Genomic DNA, 19,966 nt, shown 5'->3' with positions numbered 1-19,966 from the left:
AGTCTAAAAATAAAACAGACCATAACCCCATGTTTTTTAATATGAATGACGAGTGGAAGAATATAGCCAAAGAGAAAACCATTTTTAAATTTTTAGTAGCATCTTTAGATACCACTTACAACATTAAAATAGCACACGATGTTAAATTACTACTTGATACTAAAGATACACCAAAATTATTTTTTTCAGATATAGAAACGCCAGTATGTGCAGATGGAGAGTGTAAACTAGCCAATATTAAAGTGTACTGGAATTTATTAGGGAACTACGTAGGTTATGGTATAGATAGCCAACTTCCACTTACAAAGTTTGAACACGATCCGTTTGAAAAAGCAGATTATAAAAAATTGCATCAATTATTATTAGATGATAATTCAATATTAAAACGACGGCAAATGTCTGATTTAATAGACGAAGTTCCCACTGCAAATGCGAATCAATTATTAGAAAACGTCGATGCCGTTTCTGGTGCTACAAAAAGAGAAGTAAAAGAAGCAGTTGTTAAAGGCGGATTGTACTCTTGCTATACAATTTGGCACATTGTGCACGGTGAGGTAAAACAGAAAATAAGCGCCTATTTTCGATCTATACATTCAGAAAAACTTAACAATTACCTTTTAAATTCGCCTTATAAAGATTATCAATTATATGCTATAAAGCAACTTGACAAAGAAAAGTTTGAAGCCAGTTCTGCACAAGTAATTAAGATATTTAAAACAAATGATGCCGTAACAAGGCATTATATTTTAAAGAAGATTCCAAATAAGCTATTGTCTAATAAAATTATAAGCAATCAGCTTTACAGTTTATTTTCAAGTATCGATATTAATTCTAGAACATTATTAATTGAAAAATTAAAAGATGCCAATCTAAATGCAGTTAAAATATTGTCGAAATATGTAACTTATATGACAAAAAATCAGTTAAAACAATATTTAAAATATTTAAAAGGCACCTCAAAAAAAACACGAAGAAGTATAAAATCTAATTTAATAAAAGCAAGTAATCATAAAAGTTATGCTTATAATTATTTGATAAAAGAATTCTTAAAAAATAAAAAATGATATCGTTTTTACTTTCTATTGCCGCCCTAATTATTGCTTATTTTACTTACGGAAAATTTGTTGAAAAAGTCTTTGGGGTACAAAAAGAGCGAGAAACTCCTGCGTTAAAATTAAGAGACGATATTGATTATATGCCTTTACCTACATGGCGTATTTTTTTAATTCAGTTTTTAAACATTGCAGGATTGGGACCTATTTTTGGAGCCATTGCAGGCGCTATGTTTGGGCCTGCGGCTTTTTTATGGATAGTTTTAGGTAGTATTTTTGCAGGAGCCGTACATGATTATTTTTCGGGAATGTTATCCGTTCGTCACGACGGATTAAGTATTAGCGAGGTTGTTGGAGTTTATCTTGGAACAAACGTAAAATACATAATGCGTGTGTTTACAGTAGTGTTATTAATTTTTGTAGGAACCGTATTTTTAATGGGGCCAGCAAAAATAATTGATGGAATGACAGGAAATATCTGGAGTATTTGGGTTTGGGTTTCCCTTATTTTGGCATACTATATATTGTCAACCTTACTCCCAATAGATAAGCTAATAAGTAAATTATACCCTGTATTTGGGGTTGCTATGTTATTAATGGCTGTTGGATTGCTTATTGCATTATTTTTTGGTGATTACCACATACCAGAATTGGTACAAGAAAATTTAATCAATATGACCTCTAATCCAGATGAAACACCGCTATTTCCTATTCTTTTTGTAACTATTGCCTGCGGAGCAATTTCAGGATTCCACGCCACACAATCACCTTTAATGGCACGCTGTATGAAAAATGAAACTTTGGGAAGAAAAATATTTTATGGAACCATGATCACTGAAGGTGTTGTAGCGCTTATTTGGGCAGCAGCAGCAATGGCTTTTTTTGGCACAGTTGAAGGGTTAAATGAAGCGATGGCACTTAATAACAATAATGCAGCTTGGGCAGCTAACGAAATATCATTAAATATGCTAGGGAAAATAGGTGGTATTTTGGCATTACTTGGTATTGTTGTAGCACCAATTACTTCTGGAGATACAGCTTTTAGATCTGCACGGTTAATTTTGGCCGATATTTTTAAATCAAATCAAAAGAAAATAAAAAACAGATTATACCTAAGTATTCCTCTTTTTGTAATTGCTTTTACGCTTACCCAAATAGATTTTGCAATTATATGGCGTTACTTTGCGTGGAGTAATCAAACATTGGCGATGGTGGTACTTTGGACCATTACAGCTTTTTTAATTTACAAAGAAAAAGCATATTGGATATCGGCCATACCAGCATTTTTTATGACCATGGTTAGTAGCACCTATATTTTAATAGCACCCGAAGGATTTAATTTAGATAATCAAATAGCATATGTAGGCGGTTTTTTAATTACAGTAATTATAACTTTTCTGTTTTTTATCTATGTAAAGAAAAATAAAAAAAGACACAAAGAAATATGAAAAATAAAGTAATATTATTATTCAAAATCTTATTCTTATTCTATGCAATCTCATTTTTATCGTGCAAGAAAAAAGTAACACCTAATCAAGAAAATGTCAAAGAAGAATTATTTACGGTTTTAGATTTTGAGGAAACTGGACTCAATTTTAACAATAAGTTAGAAGAAACCACCTCTATGAATGGTTTTTATTATGAATATTTTTATAATGGAGCAGGTGTAGCAGTGGCAGATTTTAACAATGATGGGTTACAAGATATTTATTTTACAAGTAACCTTAGAACCAATAAACTTTATTTAAATCAAGGAGAATTAAAATTTAAAAATGTAAGTGTAAAAGCAAATGCTCAAGGTTCTAAAGGCTTTTCTACGGGTGTAGCCATTGTAGATATTAACAACGACGGCTTCAAAGACATTTATATTTTAAAGTCTGGAAGGTTCGAGACCGATGAATTTTTGAGAAACGAACTGCTTATAAATACAGGGGTTAACGAGAATAATATTCCAATATTTGAAGAAAAGGCTAGCGAATATAATTTAGATCTACCACACCATTCAACCCAAGCATCTTTTTTTGATTATGATCGTGATGGCGATTTAGACATGTTTTTAATTAATCACAACATTAATGTTTACGAAATCGATGATATTAAGGGTATTATGAAAAATAAATCCGAAAAAATTGGGGAAAAACTATATAGAAATGATAATGGAAAATTCGTTAACGTCACAAAAAAAGCGGGTATTATTAGCAATAATTTAGGATTCGGATTAGGAATTGCTATTGGAGATGTAAATAACGATGGTTGGCCAGATGTATATACAAGTAATGATTATTACGAAAAAGACCATTTATATATTAACAATCAAGATGGCACTTTTAATGAAGTTTCAGAAAAAGCCTTCGGCCATATGTCTAACTTCTCTATGGGTAATGATATTGCCGACATCAATAACGATGGCTATTTAGACCTTATTTCTTTAGATATGATGGCCGAAGACAATTATGGGCAAAAAGCCAGTATGAGCGGTATGGATGTCGCACGTTTTGGTATGATTGAAAATTTAGGCCTCCATAGACAATATATGTATAATACATTGCAATTAAATAATGGTAATTTTCCAACAACCAAAATTCCCGTATTTTCAGATATTGCTCAATTGGCTAATATTTCTAGTACCGACTGGAGTTGGGCACCCTTACTAATGGATATGGATAATGATGGATATCGAGATATTTTTGTTTCTAACGGAATAAAGAGAGATTTTAGAAATAATGATTTTTCAATCTACTTAGAAAAAAAATATAAGGAAGGCTCAAAAAAACGAAATATTGATATATCAAAGCATGTCGAAGACCTTTTAAAAAAACTTCCAGAACGTAAAAAAAAGAATTATTTCTATTTAAATAAATCCAATTTACAATTCCAAAAACAAGAGCTAAACCAACCAGCTTCTTTTTCAAATGGAGCTGCCTATGCCGATTTTGATAATGACGGAGATTTAGATATTGTAGTAAATAATATTGACGATTTCGCACATTTATACCGCAATAACCAAAAGAAAAATAATTATTTAAAAGTTAAGCTACAAGGTACAAAAGAAAACATAGACGCTATAGGAACTCGATTAAAAGTAACGACAAGCGAAAATACTCTTACAGCCGAAAACTATTTTACAAGAGGTTTTCAATCGGCAATGGCCGTACCTATACATTTTGGGCTAGGGAATGCTAAAAAAGTAACGTCTTTAGAAGTAATTTGGCCCGACGGAAAATCGCAAACACTAGCAAATATTAATGTAAATAAAGAAATTTTAATAAGCTATGATGCCACTCATCTTAAAGAACAAAAGAGTTTAGAAAACCAGAATAATGATTTTATCTTCAAAGACGTAACTTCGCAATATGGTACACCTATAAAACATCAAGAAAATAACTACAACGATTTTTCTCGTGAAAGTTTATTGCCGCATAAAATGTCTGAAGAAGGTCCAGCTTTAGCCGTTGGCGATATAAATTCAGATGGTTTAGATGATTTTTATATTGGAGGGGCAAAAAGCCTTCCAGGCACTTTATATGTGCAAACCATAAATGGAAAATTCTCTGTTTCAAATAGCAACCTATTTCAAAAAGAAAGCGTGTACGAAGATGTAGATGCCGAATTTTTTGACGTAGATTTAGATGGCGATTTAGATTTGTATGTGGTAAGTGGAAGCAATGAATTTAAAGAAAATTCCACTAATTACTCAGACCGTATTTACCTCAATACAAATGGAAAATTCACTAAAGTTACAGCGCCTTTTAAAAATAACAATACAATTAGTGGATCTGTAGTAAAACCCTACGATTTTGATTCAGATGGCGATTTGGATCTTTTTATAGGAGGGCGACAATCTCCAGGGAAATATCCGTATCCTACAACAAGTTTTATTCTTAGAAATGATTCTAAAAACGGAAAGATACAGTTTGTTAACATTGAAGTAGAGGCACTAAAAAATATAGGAATGGTAACAGATGCACAGTGGGCAGATATTGATGGCGACAAAGTAAAAGATTTAGTAATCGTTGGCGAATGGATGCCAATAAAAATATTAAAGCATAATAATGGGAAATTTTTAGATATTACAGGAAAGGTAGGGTTAAGTAACGAAATTGGTTGGTGGTTTAGTGTAGAAGTTAATGATTTTGACAATGATGGCGATATGGATTTTATTGCTGGAAATTTAGGACTAAATAGCAAATATAAAGCCTCTGAAAAAGCACCATTTGAAATATTTGCTAAAGACTTCGATCAAACAGGAACTCTTGATATTGTTTTAGGCTATCACCAAGCTGGAAAATTGTTTCCATTAAGAGGAAGGGAATGTAGTTCGAATCAAATGCCATTCATAAAAAAGAAATTTCCAACATATCACGAATTTGCTTCAGCAGAATTAATTGATGTATATGGTAAAGAAAATATAAGCAATGCATTGCACTACAAAGCAACAACTTTTGCCACAAGTTATTTTGAGAATAAGGCAAATGGAACTTTTGTAAAAAAACAATTACCAAACGAAGCCCAAACAACAACCATAACAAGTATTATTAGTGAAGATATTGATAAAGACGGAAACTTAGATCTTATTTTATTAGGTAATATGTACGGTTTTGAAGTTGAAACCCCTAGACAAGATGCAGGATATGGTTTACATTTGAAAGGAGATGGAAAAGGAAATTTTAAAGCCATTATGCCCTATAATAATGGGTTTTACGTTAATGGAAGTGTTTCAGAAACCAAATTTATGAAGATGTTAGGTGGCAAAAAAAACATTATTATTGCAAAGAATAATGGTAATATCCAATTTCAAGAAATAAATTAGATTACATTTAAGACTGTTTTTTTTTGAAAAGTATTGCGTGAACTTACAAAATAATAGGCTTGTAAATAAATTCTTAGTTTCTAAAACAAAACTCATATAAGCAATACCCAGCAATACAGATATAACTATCTAAAAGATATAAGCTATCTAAAAAGTAAAAACAAAACACCATTGGTTTTATTGCCAAGCGTTTTTCTAAGTATAGAAAAGGCTTTTGTTATATGAGCCTCAACAGATTTAATGGAAATGTTTAAATATTCGGCAATTTCTATATTGGTCAATCCTTCCTGTTTACTAAGAACAAAAGTCTTTTTACATTTAGGAGGCAAATTTTCAATTTCCTTTTTTACTAATAAGATTAACTTTTCTAGAGAGTTTTCCTCCATCTCTTCAACGATATAGTTTAAGGCATCAATATATTTTTTTCCAAAGCCGTAACAGCTTTTCTTTTACGATAATAGTCAATACATTCATTATAAATTGCTCTGTATAAATAATTTTTAATGGAAAAGTTATCTTTAAGATTCATTCTGTTTTTCCATATATAAACAAATATGTTTTGAATAACGTCATCAGACAGCTCATGGTCTTTTGTTAGCCCATAAGCGTAAGCATGTAATTTTTGTTGATAGGAATCTATCAAAAAATTATAAGCTGTTTCTTTACCTTCTTTAAGCCCCTTTATAAGTTCAATATCGTTATTATAAACTATTTTCATTTAGAAATTAATATAATTTTATGTATTTTGGTACGAAAATATGAAAAAAAGTGCCAAAAAGTTAGGGTTATTAAATTTTGCTTCGCTTTAATTAAAAGTGCACACAACACATGGCTACGAAAGGAATAGAAAAAAATATAGTAAAATACCTTAATAATCAAGCTTCTTTTAATGAATTAGACGATTTGGATTTATGGGTAAATAAAACTGAAAACGAACAAGAGTTTCTAAATTATGTTAAAATTAACTATGCAATAGACTGTACTTTGAAAAAAACAGACAACAACAAGATCAAAAATTTAATAGCCAATCTTATGAAAGAAGAGAAAAGGCTTTATAAAAAAAGAAGACTACTAAATTATGTTAAGTATGCTGCTGTTTTTGTTGGTGTTATAATTTCTGTGTATTTTTTTAAGAATGGTGTATTTAATTTAAAAGAACAAGACGCATCAAAGACAACAATAGTAAATTCAGATAAGGTTTTACCAGGAACAGATAAGGCTACTCTAACTCTTGAAGATGGTTCTGTAATTGCATTGAAGAAAGGAAACTCATACCAAAATAAAAACGCAACGAGTAATGGTAAAAATATTACTTATAAATCGAAAAGCAATCCTACTCCAAAGGTAGCGTATAATTATTTAACAGTTCCAAGAGGAGGGCAGTTTCATGTTGTTTTAGCTGATGGTACTAAAGTTTGGTTAAACTCAGAATCTCAATTAAAATACCCAGTAACTTTCGCAAAAGGTGTAGATAGAGAGGTCGAGTTGGTTTACGGAGAAGCTTACTTTGATGTATCACCAAGTACAAAGCATAATGGAACCAAGTTTAAAGTGTTTAATCAATCCCAAGAAATAGAAGTGTTGGGAACTGAGTTCAATATAAAAGCCTATAAAGATGAAACCAATATCTATACAACATTGGTAGAAGGTAAAGTATGGGTTCACTCAGAATGGGGAAATCGAACTTTAAAACCTTCACAGCAAACAAACCTAAATATTTTAGACAAAACCGTGGCAATAAATACGGTTAATGTGCTAAATGAAATTGCATGGAAAGATGGGCTTTTTAGATTTTATAGAATGCGACTTGATGAGATTATGAAAGTATTATCTAGATGGTATGATTTAGAGGTACAATTCGCAAACCTAGAACTTAAAAAAGCAGGTTTCAATGGAACCATAGGTAGAGACCAAAATATTGAAGAAATATTAAAAATTATTAAGAGTTTTGGAGTAATTAAAAATTATGAATTAAAAGATAAAACATTGATTTTAAATTAAATATTAAAGATATAGAAAGCGAAGTTAAACACTAGCAGTATTGCCTCGACTTTGCCTCTATTGATTTGTAATAACTAAACTAATGTCTAATTAACACCATGTAAATTTATGAAAATTAAATTAATCAAAGTCCGTTATCTACTTAGGAAACGGCTGCTATTAATGATTATGAAAACATTTATCTTCTTACTTTGTACCAGCGTATTTAGTTTTACTTCTGTCAATTCTTTTTCGCAAGAGAAAGTAAAGATTGATGCGGATAAAGTAATGACTGTAGATCAGGTTTTTTTACTCATTCAAGGGCAAACAAAGTTCCGTTTTTTATATCCTCAGGACCTATTTTTAGGAGCTCCGAAAGTACACCTAAAAAAAGGAATTGTAAAAATATCGAAACTTTTAAAAGAAAGCTTATCAGGTAGCAATGTTTATTATCAACTAACAGACAAAAATACAATCGTAATTAAGAAATACGATGCGAATCAAGCAAATAATTCGCTACAAGATATACCAATATCTGGTATAGTTACCGATAAAGATGGCGAGCCCTTACCCGGAGCAAGCATTTTAGAAAAAGGCACATTAAACGGAGTACAGTCCGATTTTGATGGAAAATTCAAGTTAGAAGTCTCTAATCAAAACGCCATATTGGTTGTGTCTTATATAGGCTATAAAACCCAAGAAGTGTCTGTGGCAAATAAAAGAAATCTTACGATTAAATTATTGGAAGACACAGCTTCTTTAGATGAAATTGTTGTGGTAGGATATGGTACTCAAAAAAGAGAAAGCGTAACAGGTTCTGTTGCTACAGTAAAGTCCGATCAGCTTGTAAAAGTACCTGCAGCGAATACAACAGCCGTTTTAGCTGGACGTTTACCGGGGTTAATAGTAAACCAAACCAGTGGAAGGCCTGGTTCAGATACGGCGAATATAAATATTAGAGGTTTTTCAGAAGGAGCCTTGTTAATTGTAGATGGGTTTCAACGTAACTTCACACAATTAGATCCTAATGAAATAGAAACCATTACAATCTTAAAAGATGCAGCAGCAGCCGTATATGGTGTAAGAGGTGGTGGTGGAGTTATTTTGGTAACAACTAAACGAGGAAAAATAGGAAAGCCTGTTATTTCTTATAATAACACCTATTCTTTAACATCAAATACAAATTACCCAGAATTAGCCAATTATCAAGAATACAAAGCACTTGTTCAAAATTCTAGAACAGGACCTGGAGATTATTACTTTCCTGATGGGAATGTACAACCTTTAGCAGGTTTTATAACCCCAGAAAGGCTTGAAGCACTAGAAAATGGTACAGATCCAGGAACCAATTGGTGGGACGTTGTAACTCGTAAAGCGACACCATTACAACAACATAACCTTAATATTAGAGGAGGTTCTAAGGAGGTAAGATATTTTGCATCTTTAGGTTTTTTAGACCAAGGTACAATATGGAGATCAGGAGATTTTGGTTACAAAAGATATAATTCTTCAATTAACTTAGATGCAAATATAAACGATAATTTATCTGCAGATTTAACTGTAGGATGGAGAAGAGAAAATAGAGAGTCTCAAAACAGTGCTACACCTGGAGATTTTTTTAGTGCACTGTATGCGCATCCAGCGTTTCCTTCTTCATTGCCAGATGGAAGAATCCCAAATGTATCTATACAAAACCCTTACAGTCCTCAAGCAGCAACCATTAAAGATTTGTCTGGTTTTAGAACAAATTTATTAGAAGTTCTAAATGCGAATATTGGTTTAAAATATAAAATTCCAAATATTGAAGGTTTAGAGGTAGAAGGTAAAATGGCGATACTCAAATCTCACAGAAGAATTAAGAATGTAGCAAAAGCTTATGATGTTTGGTATTATGATGGTACAGACTTTACCTCAAGATCAGATCGTTTAAATAATGCTTTACAAGATCGTTATGATGAGTTTGAAAGACTAACCTCTCAAATTTCTTTGAGATACAATAAGCAATTAGGAGATCACAATTTAGGTGCTCTTGTATTATTTGAACGCCAACAAGAATTTAGTGAATTTTTTAACTCAAGTAATGCCGATTTACTTTCAGCAGCATCACCATATTTAAATAATGCCAACCCCTCAGATTTTGCAGGAGGAGGATCTGCAAGTGAGTTAGGAAGAAATGGACTTGTTGGTCGACTTAATTACGGGTTTAAAGGCAAATATTTAATAGAAGGTGTTTTTCGTATCGATAAATCTTCACTTTTTCCTAAAGCTTCAAGAACAGGATACTTCCCAGCAGTATCTTTAGGCTGGGTTGCTTCTAAAGAATCTTTTTTAGAAAACTCAAATACAATATCGAATTTAAAACTTAGAGCTTCCTATTCACGTTTAGGAAATGATATAGGAGCTGGATATGATTATATCGAAGGATTTAATATTACAGGAGGATACCAAATCGCAGGAAACTTCCAACAAGGAATAAGAACTCTAGCGTTTCCAAACCCATTATTAACTTGGCAAGAATCAGATTTATATAACGTTGGTTTAGAGCTTGGGCTTTTCAATAACAAACTAAACTTCGAAACAGATGTATTTTATAGAAAACGATTTAATATCTTGTCTCAGGATTTAGATAACCAAGTACTGCCACAAAATGTAGGTGTAGATCCTCCAGCAAGAAATTTAAATATTAGAGATAATAGAGGTTTTGAAACCAGAATATCTTACAGAAATACTTTTAAAGAATTAAAGCTTAATGTTTCTGCCAACGCATCTTGGGCCAGAGAAAAGTTTGTGAGACAAATTTCACAACAAGAATTCGACGACCCAGATAGAACACGTATCGCAAAGAGAGATGGTGAATGGGTAAATAGAACTTTTGGATATGTGTTTGATGGTTTCTTTAAAGATCAACAAGAAATAGATTCATACAATGGCGTTATCGATTTTGATGGTGGAGACCCAGATATGAATAGTAATGTTATTCCTGGTGATATTAGGGTTAAAGATATTAATGGTGATGGACTTATTGATGATAGAGATAGAGTTGTAATAGGTAGAGGAGGTACACCAGAAATTATTTTTGGTTTAAATACTCAATTAGAATGGAAAGGCTTCGATTTTACTATGTTTTGGCAGGGTGCTGCTAATTTTGAACAATCCATTACGCTCGATGAAAGATCAACGATTACAACTACAGGAGGACCTCGTACACCATTTAAATATTTAGTAGGGCGAGTTTGGACTCCAGAGACCAGTGATACAGCGTCATTTCCAGTAGATAATCAATCTGCTTTAAATTATGCCGATGCGAATATTGATATTTATCGCATAGATTCGAAATATGTTAGATTAAAAAACTTAGTGATAGGTTATAGCTTACCTAAAGATGCTATAAAGTCGTTAGGAGCTACAAATTTAAGGCTCTACTTGTCAGGAACAAATTTACTTACTTTCGATAAGTTAGGTTTTTATCCTTTTGATCCAGAGTCAGGTGACAGGACGTCATATCCTGTACAAAAAGTATATACTTTAGGTTTTAATGTAAGTTTTTAAAAAGATAATTTTATGAAAAAATATATATTAGTAATAATAGCATTAATAGCATTTACATCTTGCGAAGACGAATTAGACAAAACTCGTTTAGATGTTATTGGTGGAGATACAGTATGGCAAGATGAAGCTTTAATAAATGCTTATTTTGCAAACATTTATCAAAACACAAGATTAACAGCCCGTTTACCAACAAATGTTTCTACAGGAGGTGATTATTATATAGAAACAACTGTAAGCGACGAAGGTAGATGGAGAGGTAATGGTGGTTCTTACCTTGCTGTAACAGGAGATTTAGGCCCAGGAAGTGATAATACGAGAGGATTGGGATATTGGGGGAATGGAACTTGGCAGTTGTTAAGAATAATCAATGTAGCCATTAAAGAATTAGAGAATGCCACAAGCCTAACAGAAACTTTTCGTAATACACGTTTAGGGCAAGCACATTTTTTTAGAGCACAATGGTATTTTAATAAAGTAAAACGTTATGGAGGCATACCTATAATAAGAGAACCTCAAGACGCTAATTTAAGCGGAGAGGAACTTTTGGTACCAAGAAATACCGAAAAAGAAACTTACGACTTTATTGAAGAAGATTTAAATAAAGCCATAGTGTTATTAAAAGGAAAATCACTTCATGTATCAGAAGTTAGCTTGTGGGCTGCACATGCTTTAAGAAGTCGAGCGATGCTCTATGCAGGAAGCATTGCAGAAAATGATGGAAAATTAGCTTTAAAAACTCCTGGAGGATTAACAGGTATAAACACTTCTGAAGCAAATGGGTATTATGCAAAATCTTTAGAGTCTTCAAGAGCACTTTTACCAGCACCTTTGGGTAGTGGAATTTTCTCTTTGCGACCAGGTAATACAGTTAGTGCTTATCGTAAAATTTTTGATGAGGTAGGAAGTGGTGCAGACACCGAAACGATAATGTCTATAGAGTTTCCAGGAATACCCGCAACAACTAATTTAAATAGTATGTTTCTTTTACCAAGACAAACACCAGATACCCACTCTAACTGGGGCAATTCGGTATTTGCTTATTATGAAACTACAGAATGGTTCGAATATAAAGATGGAACACCAGGTAACGAATTACCAACTGGATACCCAGATAATGGGTCAAGATTATTAGAAGATAATTTAGGATCTGGAGTGTTTCATGATATAAACGAACTTTGGGGAAATAAAGATCCAAGGTTTGCAGCTTCCATTGCAGCATACGGACGTTTAGAGTACGGAAATGCAACTGCATATTTACATGATGCTGTTACAGACGCAAATGCAGCATCTTCTGCAGGTGTGCCTACTAGAGGCCCAAATCAAACTGTAGGTAATGGTGCCAGGTCAGCCATATCAGCATATAAACTGGCCAATTTATCAAGCCCTCAATTAGACAGAAGAATAGATGGTAATAATCCGCTTTTTGCATACAGATTAGGCGAAATATATCTTAATTTAGCTGAAGCTGCTTATGCAACTGGAAATACAGGTGATGCATTAATGGCTATTAATGCAATACGACAAAGAGTTGGGTTGCCTCTTAAAGGAGCAGTAACCCTCGATGATATTAAACAAGAGCGTCGTGTAGAGTTAATTTTCGAGTACCACCGCTATTGGGATCTAAAACGTTGGAGAGAAGCAATCAACCCATTATCAACACAATATCGTGGATTAGATTTTACGTGGGATGTCGAAAACGATCTTTACGCTTTAAAAATTCGCAACGATGGCGAACAACGTACTAGATTCTTTACAGACAGACATTATTATTTGCCTATTCCGTTTGCAGCTGCCCAAGCAAATGGATGGACGCAAAATGCAGGCTATGAATAAAAATCATTCTTAAAAATATCTAACAAATAAATCCTTGGCTTTTTGTCCAAGGATTTATTGTTAAAATTAAATAGCAAATTTCTTCAACTAATGAAAAAAATCATATCTGTTATAAGTATCGTACTACTATTTTCTTGTAGTAAAGAAAATAAGAATGTTCAAAAAAATACCATTGCTAATAACGAGCCTTTATTTAGTAAAATTTCATCAAATAAAAGTGGCGTAAATTTTGCCAATATAATAAAGGAGACACCAACTTTAAACTATTACACATATAAGCATATGTATATTGGAGCAGGTGTTGCAGTTGGAGATTTTAATAACGACAATCTTCCAGATTTGTATTTTGTAGGCAATATGTCGCCCAATTCTCTATATTTAAATAAAGGAGATTTTAAATTTGAAGACATTACTAAAAAGGCTGGGGTAGAAGGAAATAAAGGTTTTTACATGGGAGTTACCATAGCCGATGTAAACGCAGACGGTTGGTTAGATATTTACCTTTGTAAATCAGGAAAATACAGAAACTCAAAATTGAAAGAAAATTTATTATATATAAATAACGGAGATTTAACTTTTACAGAGCGTGCTGCAGAATATGGTATTAACGATAATAACCAATCTGTACAAGCTGCTTTTTTTGATTATGATGGAGATAATGACTTAGACCTGTATGTCGTAAACACACCTGTTAATTTTACGACAGCTGCGCAAACTTTTCCAGAAGGGGTTGTACAAAATAACCCTTATTTTAGAACATTAAAAGGAGATGATCAATTTTATAGAAACGACAATGGTAAATATACAAATATAACCCAATCTGCTGGTATTGTACCAGATGGCGCATTTGGTTTGGATGTATCTATTGCAGATTTTAATGGAGACAATTTTCCAGATATATTTGTGTCTAATGATTTTATGGAACCCGATTATTTATATATAAACAATGGCGATGGTACTTTTTCCGAAGAAACAGATAATTATTTTAGACACCTTTCTATTTTTAGTATGGGAGCAGATGCATCAGATATTAATAACGATGGTTTAGCAGATTTAATGGTTTTAGATATGAACCCAGAAGATTATAAACGTTCAAAAACCACCATGAATATGATGAATCGTAAAATGTTTAAAAATTTTACAGATGCAGGTTATAATCATTTGTACATGCACAATATGTTACATCTTAATAACGGAATGAAATCATTTAATGAAATAAGTCAGTTTTCCGGAATTTCAAATACCGATTGGAGTTGGTCATGTATAATTTCTGACTTTGATAACGACGGTTTTAAAGACGTACATATTACAAACGGTATTTACAGAGATGTTTTATACCGCGACAAAAATGATGTTGTAATGCGAAAAGCAGCCCAAAAGACACTCACTACACAAGAAGCTTTTAGTATATTAAAACAACTTCCTTCACAAAAAATTCCGAATTATATATACAAAAACAAGAATGGCTATCAATTCGAGAAAAAAACTCAAGCGTGGGGCATGCAAGACCCCAGTTTTTCTAATGGCTCTGCAGTTGCCGATTTAGATAACGATGGAGATTTAGACATGGTTATTAATAATTTTATGGATACAGCTTTTGTTTATAAAAATAATGCTGAAAAACTCGGTAAAAACTTCATTAAATTAGCTTTAAAAGGCCCCAAAAATAATACCTTTGGTTTCGGAAGTAAGGTATATATAACAACAGATACATCGCAACAATACCAAGAAGTATTGGCAACACGAGGCTATTTGTCGGCTTCTAGCCCCAAGCTTCATTTTGGACTAGACACGGTTAAATCAATTAAAAATATAAAAGTATTGTGGCCAGATGGAAAAGTAAATACACTTAGTAATGTTTCGTCTAATCAAACACTTACGGTTTATTACTCAAATGCTTCAATACCAGAAATTAAAGAAGAAAAAGTAAAAACGAAGTTAATTACAGAGCAAAAAAATATGCTCAAACCTGAATTTTATCATCAAGAAAATTTGTTTGATGATTATAAAATACAGCCACTAATTCCTTATAAATACTCTCAATTGGGACCAGCCATAGCTGTAAAGGATGTTAATGGAGATGGTTTAGACGATATTTTTGTTGGAGGTGCAAAGCAACAACCTGCTAGCATTTATATTCAAAACTTAAAAGGCGAATATGTTAATAAACACAATCCCGATATTCAATCAGATAAAATTTACGAAGATACAGGTGCGCTTTTTTTTGATGCAGATGCAGATGGAGATGTTGATCTTTATGTTTCTAGTGGCGGTTATGAAATGGTAAATTCTCCAGAATTACTGCAAGATAGACTGTATTTAAACGATGGCAAAGGTAATTTTTCTAAATCTAAAAAACTTCCTAAATTTCAGGAGTTTACTGCCTCAGTAAGTGCTTCAGACATCGATTTAGATGGTGATGTAGATCTTTTCGTTGGCGGAAGAATGGTAGCAGGTAAATACCCTTTATCACCAAAGAGTTATGTGTTGTTAAATGAAGAAGGAACTTTTGTAGATCGTACCCAAAATTGGTTTTTAGATACGCAAGAAGTAGGCTTAATAACAGCTTCAGAATGGACAGATATCAATGGAGATAGCTATCCAGAACTTATTTTGTTTGGTGAGTGGATGGCACCAAAAGTATATATCAATCAAAAAGGAAAACATTTAAAAATAAAAGAACACAATACGACTAACAGTCATTCAGGATGGTGGCAAACTTTTCTTACCTACGATTTTAACAACGATGGTAAAAAAGAGATTTTAGCAGGTAACTTAGGTCTTAATACAAAGTTTAAAGTTAAAGAAGGAAAACCGTTTGAAATTTATGCCTCTGATTTTGATGGAAATAATACGATTGATGCATTTTTAACAAAAAATATTGGAGATCGAAAAGTTCCAGTAAGAGGAAGAGAATGCAGTTCTGAACAAATTCCTGGAATACAAAAGAAATTTCCAACATTCGAAGAATTTGCAAAGGCAGATATAAAAGAAATTTTAGGAAAAGAAATCAATGAAGCATTACACCTTACCGCTAACGAATTAAAATCTACGTTATTCGAAATTAAAAAAAATGGAGTACTTTCTAAGCAAACAGAATTACCATTTCAAGTTCAGTTTTCTGCTGTTACTGCCTTAGCTCATTTCGATTTTAATAACGACGGATTAGAAGACATAATTCTTGGGGTAATATTTATAATATGGAAGTTGAAACCACTCGTCTTGATGCAGGAACAGGGCTATTATTAATCAATAAAGGAAATTATAAATTTGAAGCATTAACAAGTAAAGAAACAGGGTTTTACATTCCTCAAGATGTAAAATCTATTAAAATAATTCGTCAAACAGCAGATGGCAAGCCACGTATTTTAGTTGGTGCCAATAATGCTAAGCTTAGGGTTTTTCAAATAAATGGTAGTATATACAAAAAATAAGAAACAGAAAAAGGCAGTAAAATTGATGGATTCGATTTTTTTGGTAACTTTATTGGTCTCAAATTTAGATAAAACTATGCACTTTGAGTGCATTTCGCTTTAGCTTCTAAAAATTTTTATCTTTGTTGTATGTCAAATCAGCGAGTTAATGGTCATACAGTTTTAAGATTAACAGTACATATTGTTTGGAGCACAAAGTATAGATTTTCAGTTTTAAAAGGGGATATTTAGAAAAGGTGTAAGCAGTTACTCATTCAGGTTTGTGATTCAGAAGATATCGTTATATTAAAAGGAGTGGTTTCAAATAACCATATTCATATGCACATTGCATATCGTCCATCTCAAGATATAAGTACAATCGTAAAAAAGTTAAAAGGAAGAAGTTTAAGAAAAATCCAAGAAGAGTTTCCTATTTTGCGGAAGAAATATTGGGGCAGACATTTTTGGGCAATAGGTTTTGGTTGCTGGAGTACTGGTAATATTACTGATAAAATGGTAAATGAATATTTAGAACATCATCGTAAATCAAGTAATGATAATGATGATTTTATACTTGAGTAAGTACGTTCAGATTTCGAACTGTTGACTTTAGTCAGATTTAAAAACCTATGGACTTCAAGTCCATAGTGGTTTATTTAATAATACAATATTACACACATAATGATTTTAGATTGTAAACTTTAGCAAAGAAAAGATATACTTTAAAAAAATACTTTTGTTACTTATTGGCTCTTTTTAAAAGGTAAAAATAACTTTGATTTTTTGAACCTAGAAATACATTAGAAACAGGCTTGTGTTTACCCTATGATGTGAAAGAAATTAAACTTATTAATTATAAAGACGGGAAAGCACTTATTGTGGCTGTTAATAAAGGAAAAGCACGATTCGTTAAATTAAAAAAGTTTTAATCGATAAGAATTTCTCGAGGAGCTGTCTCGGAATTTTTCTGTCATGAAGATAGTTGGTCTTAAGAAATTCTTTATTAAGGTTCATCAAAAGCAATCTATTTTTTTACTATTTTGTGTTTTATGATTTATTAAAGTTTTACATTTCAAGTTCAATATCATCATCCAACAAAACATCAATAACTAAATTTTAACATATAACAGAACAATCATCTAGATGTTACATAATAAATACAAACACCTAAAATTAAGTATAAAGCATACTTTAATATTAGTGATACTAATTTTTTCTATAAGTTGCAATACTAAATCAGTTGAATATATAGTTGAAAATCAATTTGTAAAGAGAGTTATAAGCGTAGATAAAGGGAAACTATGCACAACGAGTATTTACAATAAAAAAGCACAACAAGCGCTTGTGCCAATGAATAAAGACGAATTTAAGTTACGCATATCTAAAGGAACAGATAAAGAAGGAACAGATGTAGAGCTAACATCTAAAGATTTCTTATTAATAGAAGTGTTAAAAGACGAAAAAAACAAAAAAGGGTTTCTTTTAGAAAACAAAGCCCATCAGTTAAAAGTAGAAGTGTATTACGAATTAAAGGATGCCGATTTTTATATGCGCAAGTATTTGAAGGTAGTTCCCGAAAAAGATATAACACTAGAACGAGTAGATATTGAGTCAATTCAGGCTCAAGATGCTTTACAACCTTATAAACTAAAGCAGATAACAGCTCAGTCCATGAACTTAATTACAACACCTACTGGCTACAATCCAAATAGGCCAGGTAAGGTTACCGATTATAAATTTGGTTTAGGACAACCACTTTATACTAAAAATTCAGCTACATTCTGGGGGTAGAATTTCCAGCGGCAACCAATATTGTAGAAAATAATACATTATATTGTGGTTATTTATGGGGAAAGTATCTCAAAGCAGGTAAAAGTTATACAACTTACAAGTCGATTGTGGGTGTAGCAGACCAATATCAATATATAGATGATGCATTTTATAAGTATATAGATGAAATTCGTATTAGACCCTTACGTCTGCAAATTCAATACAATTCGTGGTTCGATTTCTATCAAAAAGTAACTAAAGAAAAATTTCAAAAAAGTGCATCAATCATTTATAAAAAATTGGTAACCGAAAGAGGTTGCAAACCACTTAACGCTTATGTTATTGATGATGGTTGGCAAGATAGTTTTTCAAAAAATTCAGATTGGGGCAATAAACTGTGGAAAATTAATACGAATAAGTTCGACCCCGATTTTAAATCGAGCCACGCACTGGTAAAGAAACAAAACGGCACTTTGGGGCTATGGTATAGCCCAGGTTGTTTTTTTGGAGCGAACCCAATGATTAAAAAACTAGAAGCGCAAGGCTACGAAAGCCTTGGTTTTTCGATGTCTATGACAGGTCCAAAATACATGCAGGCTTTTGAAGAACGCACCTTAGAATTAGCCAAAAAAGGCATATCTTATTTTAAATTCGACGGTATTTTTGGGCATCTTTATACACGAGCTTTCGAATTGAATGGTAGAGGCACACCTTCCATGCCACAGTTAAATCTTAAAGGATTTAGTACTACCGATCCTCGATTAAACGATAGTAAATACGACGAACTTAAAACCTATTATCTTGTTGCAGGTACAGAGCGACTTATTGATGTTTTTACAAAAGTATCAGCAATCAATCCAGAAGTATTTATGGCGATAACCAATGGGGCTTATTTAAGTCCATGGTGGTTGCAACATGTCGATTTAGTTTGGCTCATTAATGCTGCAGATGGAGCTATAGGCGATGGTCGCACTGGAGAATTAACTTATAGAGACGGAATATACCACGATATTTGGACTAAAGAAAACACCAAATTTCCTATAAATGCCATTTTTAACCACGAACCCAAAAAAGTAAAAACAGGAGAAACCAATAAAGAGTTTAGCGAGTATCTATTCATGAACCTATCTCGTGGAACTGGTTTTATAGAATTCTATATAAAAACAGAACAGTTAGCCGATAGAGACTGGGATGTAATGGCCAAAGGTCTTAAATGGGTGTATGAAGTCTTTCCAACGTTTAAAAATGTAAAAATGCATGGTGGAGACCCTCGTAAAAACGAAGTTTATGGTTATTCCGCTTGGAATCGTAAAAGAGGATATCTTTCTTTTCATAACCCTTCAAAAAAGAATAAAATATATACTATAAAACTCGATAGAGATTTGGGGCTTTATAAAAGCACAAATCAAACATATAGCGTAACATCTCCACTAGATAATGCTCAGGAAGAAGAAGGAAAAGCAGTAAATTATAACCAGAGTATTCATATAAACTTAAAACCTGGGGAAGTTAAAATATTAGACTTTAAAATATAGTTTGATAATGTTCTAGATAATAAA

General features: G+C 32.3%; 12 protein-coding genes and 1 pseudogene. 11 read left to right on the top strand and 2 right to left on the bottom strand.

Features of this window, described 5'->3' with window-relative positions; translation table 11 throughout:
- Positions 1–29 precede the first annotated feature (29 nt).
- From JL193_RS03965 to JL193_RS03955, 3 genes are read left to right on the top strand one after another with little or no spacing between them, the layout of a single operon-like run.
- Complete coding sequence (locus JL193_RS03965) at positions 30–1,064, top strand: hypothetical protein (protein WP_207972587.1); 1,035 nt, start codon at positions 30–32, stop codon at positions 1,062–1,064.
- Positions 1,061–2,500 (top strand): carbon starvation CstA family protein, encoded by a 1,440-nt coding sequence (locus tag JL193_RS03960; protein WP_207972586.1) that lies wholly within the window; start codon positions 1,061–1,063, stop codon positions 2,498–2,500. The genes JL193_RS03965 and JL193_RS03960 overlap by 4 nt, the downstream gene beginning before the upstream one ends.
- Positions 2,497–5,862: a VCBS repeat-containing protein gene (locus JL193_RS03955; RefSeq protein WP_207972585.1), complete on the top strand. Its 3,366-nt coding sequence runs from the start codon at positions 2,497–2,499 to the stop codon at positions 5,860–5,862. The genes JL193_RS03960 and JL193_RS03955 overlap by 4 nt, the downstream gene beginning before the upstream one ends.
- A 143-nt stretch (positions 5,863–6,005) precedes the next feature.
- Here JL193_RS03955 and JL193_RS17105 read toward each other — a convergent pair whose 3' ends face one another.
- Positions 6,006–6,248: a sigma factor-like helix-turn-helix DNA-binding protein gene (locus JL193_RS17105; RefSeq protein ID WP_243456827.1), complete on the bottom strand. Its 243-nt coding sequence runs from the start codon at positions 6,246–6,248 to the stop codon at positions 6,006–6,008.
- A 17-nt stretch (positions 6,249–6,265) separates the two neighbouring features.
- Entirely contained in the window at positions 6,266–6,580 is a 315-nt protein-coding gene (locus JL193_RS17100; protein WP_243456826.1) for an RNA polymerase sigma factor, read from the bottom strand.
- Positions 6,581–6,690: 110 nt separating this feature from the next.
- Here JL193_RS17100 and JL193_RS03945 point away from each other — a divergent pair, with 110 nt between their 5' ends.
- From JL193_RS03945 to JL193_RS03910, 8 genes and pseudogenes are all read left to right on the top strand, one after another.
- Positions 6,691–7,863: a FecR family protein gene (locus JL193_RS03945; RefSeq protein WP_207972584.1), complete on the top strand. Its 1,173-nt coding sequence runs from the start codon at positions 6,691–6,693 to the stop codon at positions 7,861–7,863.
- Positions 7,864–8,031: 168 nt separating this feature from the next.
- Positions 8,032–11,391: a SusC/RagA family TonB-linked outer membrane protein gene (locus JL193_RS03940; protein ID WP_207972583.1), complete on the top strand. Its 3,360-nt coding sequence runs from the start codon at positions 8,032–8,034 to the stop codon at positions 11,389–11,391.
- A 12-nt stretch (positions 11,392–11,403) separates the two neighbouring features.
- Entirely contained in the window at positions 11,404–13,224 is a 1,821-nt protein-coding gene (locus tag JL193_RS03935) for a RagB/SusD family nutrient uptake outer membrane protein (protein WP_207972582.1), read from the top strand.
- A gap of 90 nt (positions 13,225–13,314) precedes the next feature.
- Positions 13,315–16,473 carry a VCBS repeat-containing protein gene (locus JL193_RS03930; protein WP_207972581.1) on the top strand — a complete coding sequence of 1,053 codons (3,159 nt, stop codon included), beginning with the start codon at positions 13,315–13,317 and terminating at the stop codon, positions 16,471–16,473.
- Positions 16,425–16,658 carry a hypothetical protein gene (locus JL193_RS03925; protein WP_207972580.1) on the top strand — a complete coding sequence of 78 codons (234 nt, stop codon included), beginning with the start codon at positions 16,425–16,427 and terminating at the stop codon, positions 16,656–16,658. Before JL193_RS03930 ends, JL193_RS03925 begins: the two co-directional genes overlap by 49 nt.
- 129 nt (positions 16,659–16,787) lie before the next feature.
- Positions 16,788–17,219: pseudogene (gene tnpA, locus JL193_RS03920) on the top strand (IS200/IS605 family transposase).
- Between the two features lie 768 nt (positions 17,220–17,987).
- Entirely contained in the window at positions 17,988–18,428 is a 441-nt protein-coding gene (locus JL193_RS03915; RefSeq protein WP_207972579.1) for a hypothetical protein, read from the top strand.
- Positions 18,429–18,535: 107 nt separating this feature from the next.
- Positions 18,536–19,942 carry an alpha-amylase family protein gene (locus tag JL193_RS03910; RefSeq protein WP_207972578.1) on the top strand — a complete coding sequence of 469 codons (1,407 nt, stop codon included), beginning with the start codon at positions 18,536–18,538 and terminating at the stop codon, positions 19,940–19,942.
- The last annotated feature ends 24 nt before the right edge of the window (positions 19,943–19,966 follow it).

Source organism: Polaribacter batillariae, from assembly GCF_017498485.1.
In the GTDB taxonomy this organism is placed as follows: Bacteria; Bacteroidota; Bacteroidia; order Flavobacteriales; family Flavobacteriaceae; genus Polaribacter; species Polaribacter batillariae.
The sequence above is the reverse complement of the archived record's forward strand: the minus strand, read 5'-3'. Positions and strand labels throughout refer to the sequence as shown.

What these genes read in the sequence shown, in the direction of transcription:
- JL193_RS03965 (WP_207972587.1), top strand. Translation starts at nt 30, where the DNA reads ATGTTTTTTAATATGAATGACGAGTGGAAGAATATAGCCAAAGAGAAA.
- JL193_RS03960 (WP_207972586.1), top strand. Translation starts at nt 1,061, where the DNA reads ATGATATCGTTTTTACTTTCTATTGCCGCCCTAATTATTGCTTATTTT.
- JL193_RS03955 (WP_207972585.1), top strand. Translation starts at nt 2,497, where the DNA reads ATGAAAAATAAAGTAATATTATTATTCAAAATCTTATTCTTATTCTAT.
- JL193_RS17105 (WP_243456827.1), bottom strand. Translation starts at nt 6,248, where the DNA reads ATGGAGGAAAACTCTCTAGAAAAGTTAATCTTATTAGTAAAAAAGGAA.
- JL193_RS17100 (WP_243456826.1), bottom strand. Translation starts at nt 6,580, where the DNA reads ATGAAAATAGTTTATAATAACGATATTGAACTTATAAAGGGGCTTAAA.
- JL193_RS03945 (WP_207972584.1), top strand. Translation starts at nt 6,691, where the DNA reads ATGGCTACGAAAGGAATAGAAAAAAATATAGTAAAATACCTTAATAAT.
- JL193_RS03940 (WP_207972583.1), top strand. Translation starts at nt 8,032, where the DNA reads ATGAAAACATTTATCTTCTTACTTTGTACCAGCGTATTTAGTTTTACT.
- JL193_RS03935 (WP_207972582.1), top strand. Translation starts at nt 11,404, where the DNA reads ATGAAAAAATATATATTAGTAATAATAGCATTAATAGCATTTACATCT.
- JL193_RS03930 (WP_207972581.1), top strand. Translation starts at nt 13,315, where the DNA reads ATGAAAAAAATCATATCTGTTATAAGTATCGTACTACTATTTTCTTGT.
- JL193_RS03925 (WP_207972580.1), top strand. Translation starts at nt 16,425, where the DNA reads ATGGAAGTTGAAACCACTCGTCTTGATGCAGGAACAGGGCTATTATTA.
- JL193_RS03915 (WP_207972579.1), top strand. Translation starts at nt 17,988, where the DNA reads ATGAATAAAGACGAATTTAAGTTACGCATATCTAAAGGAACAGATAAA.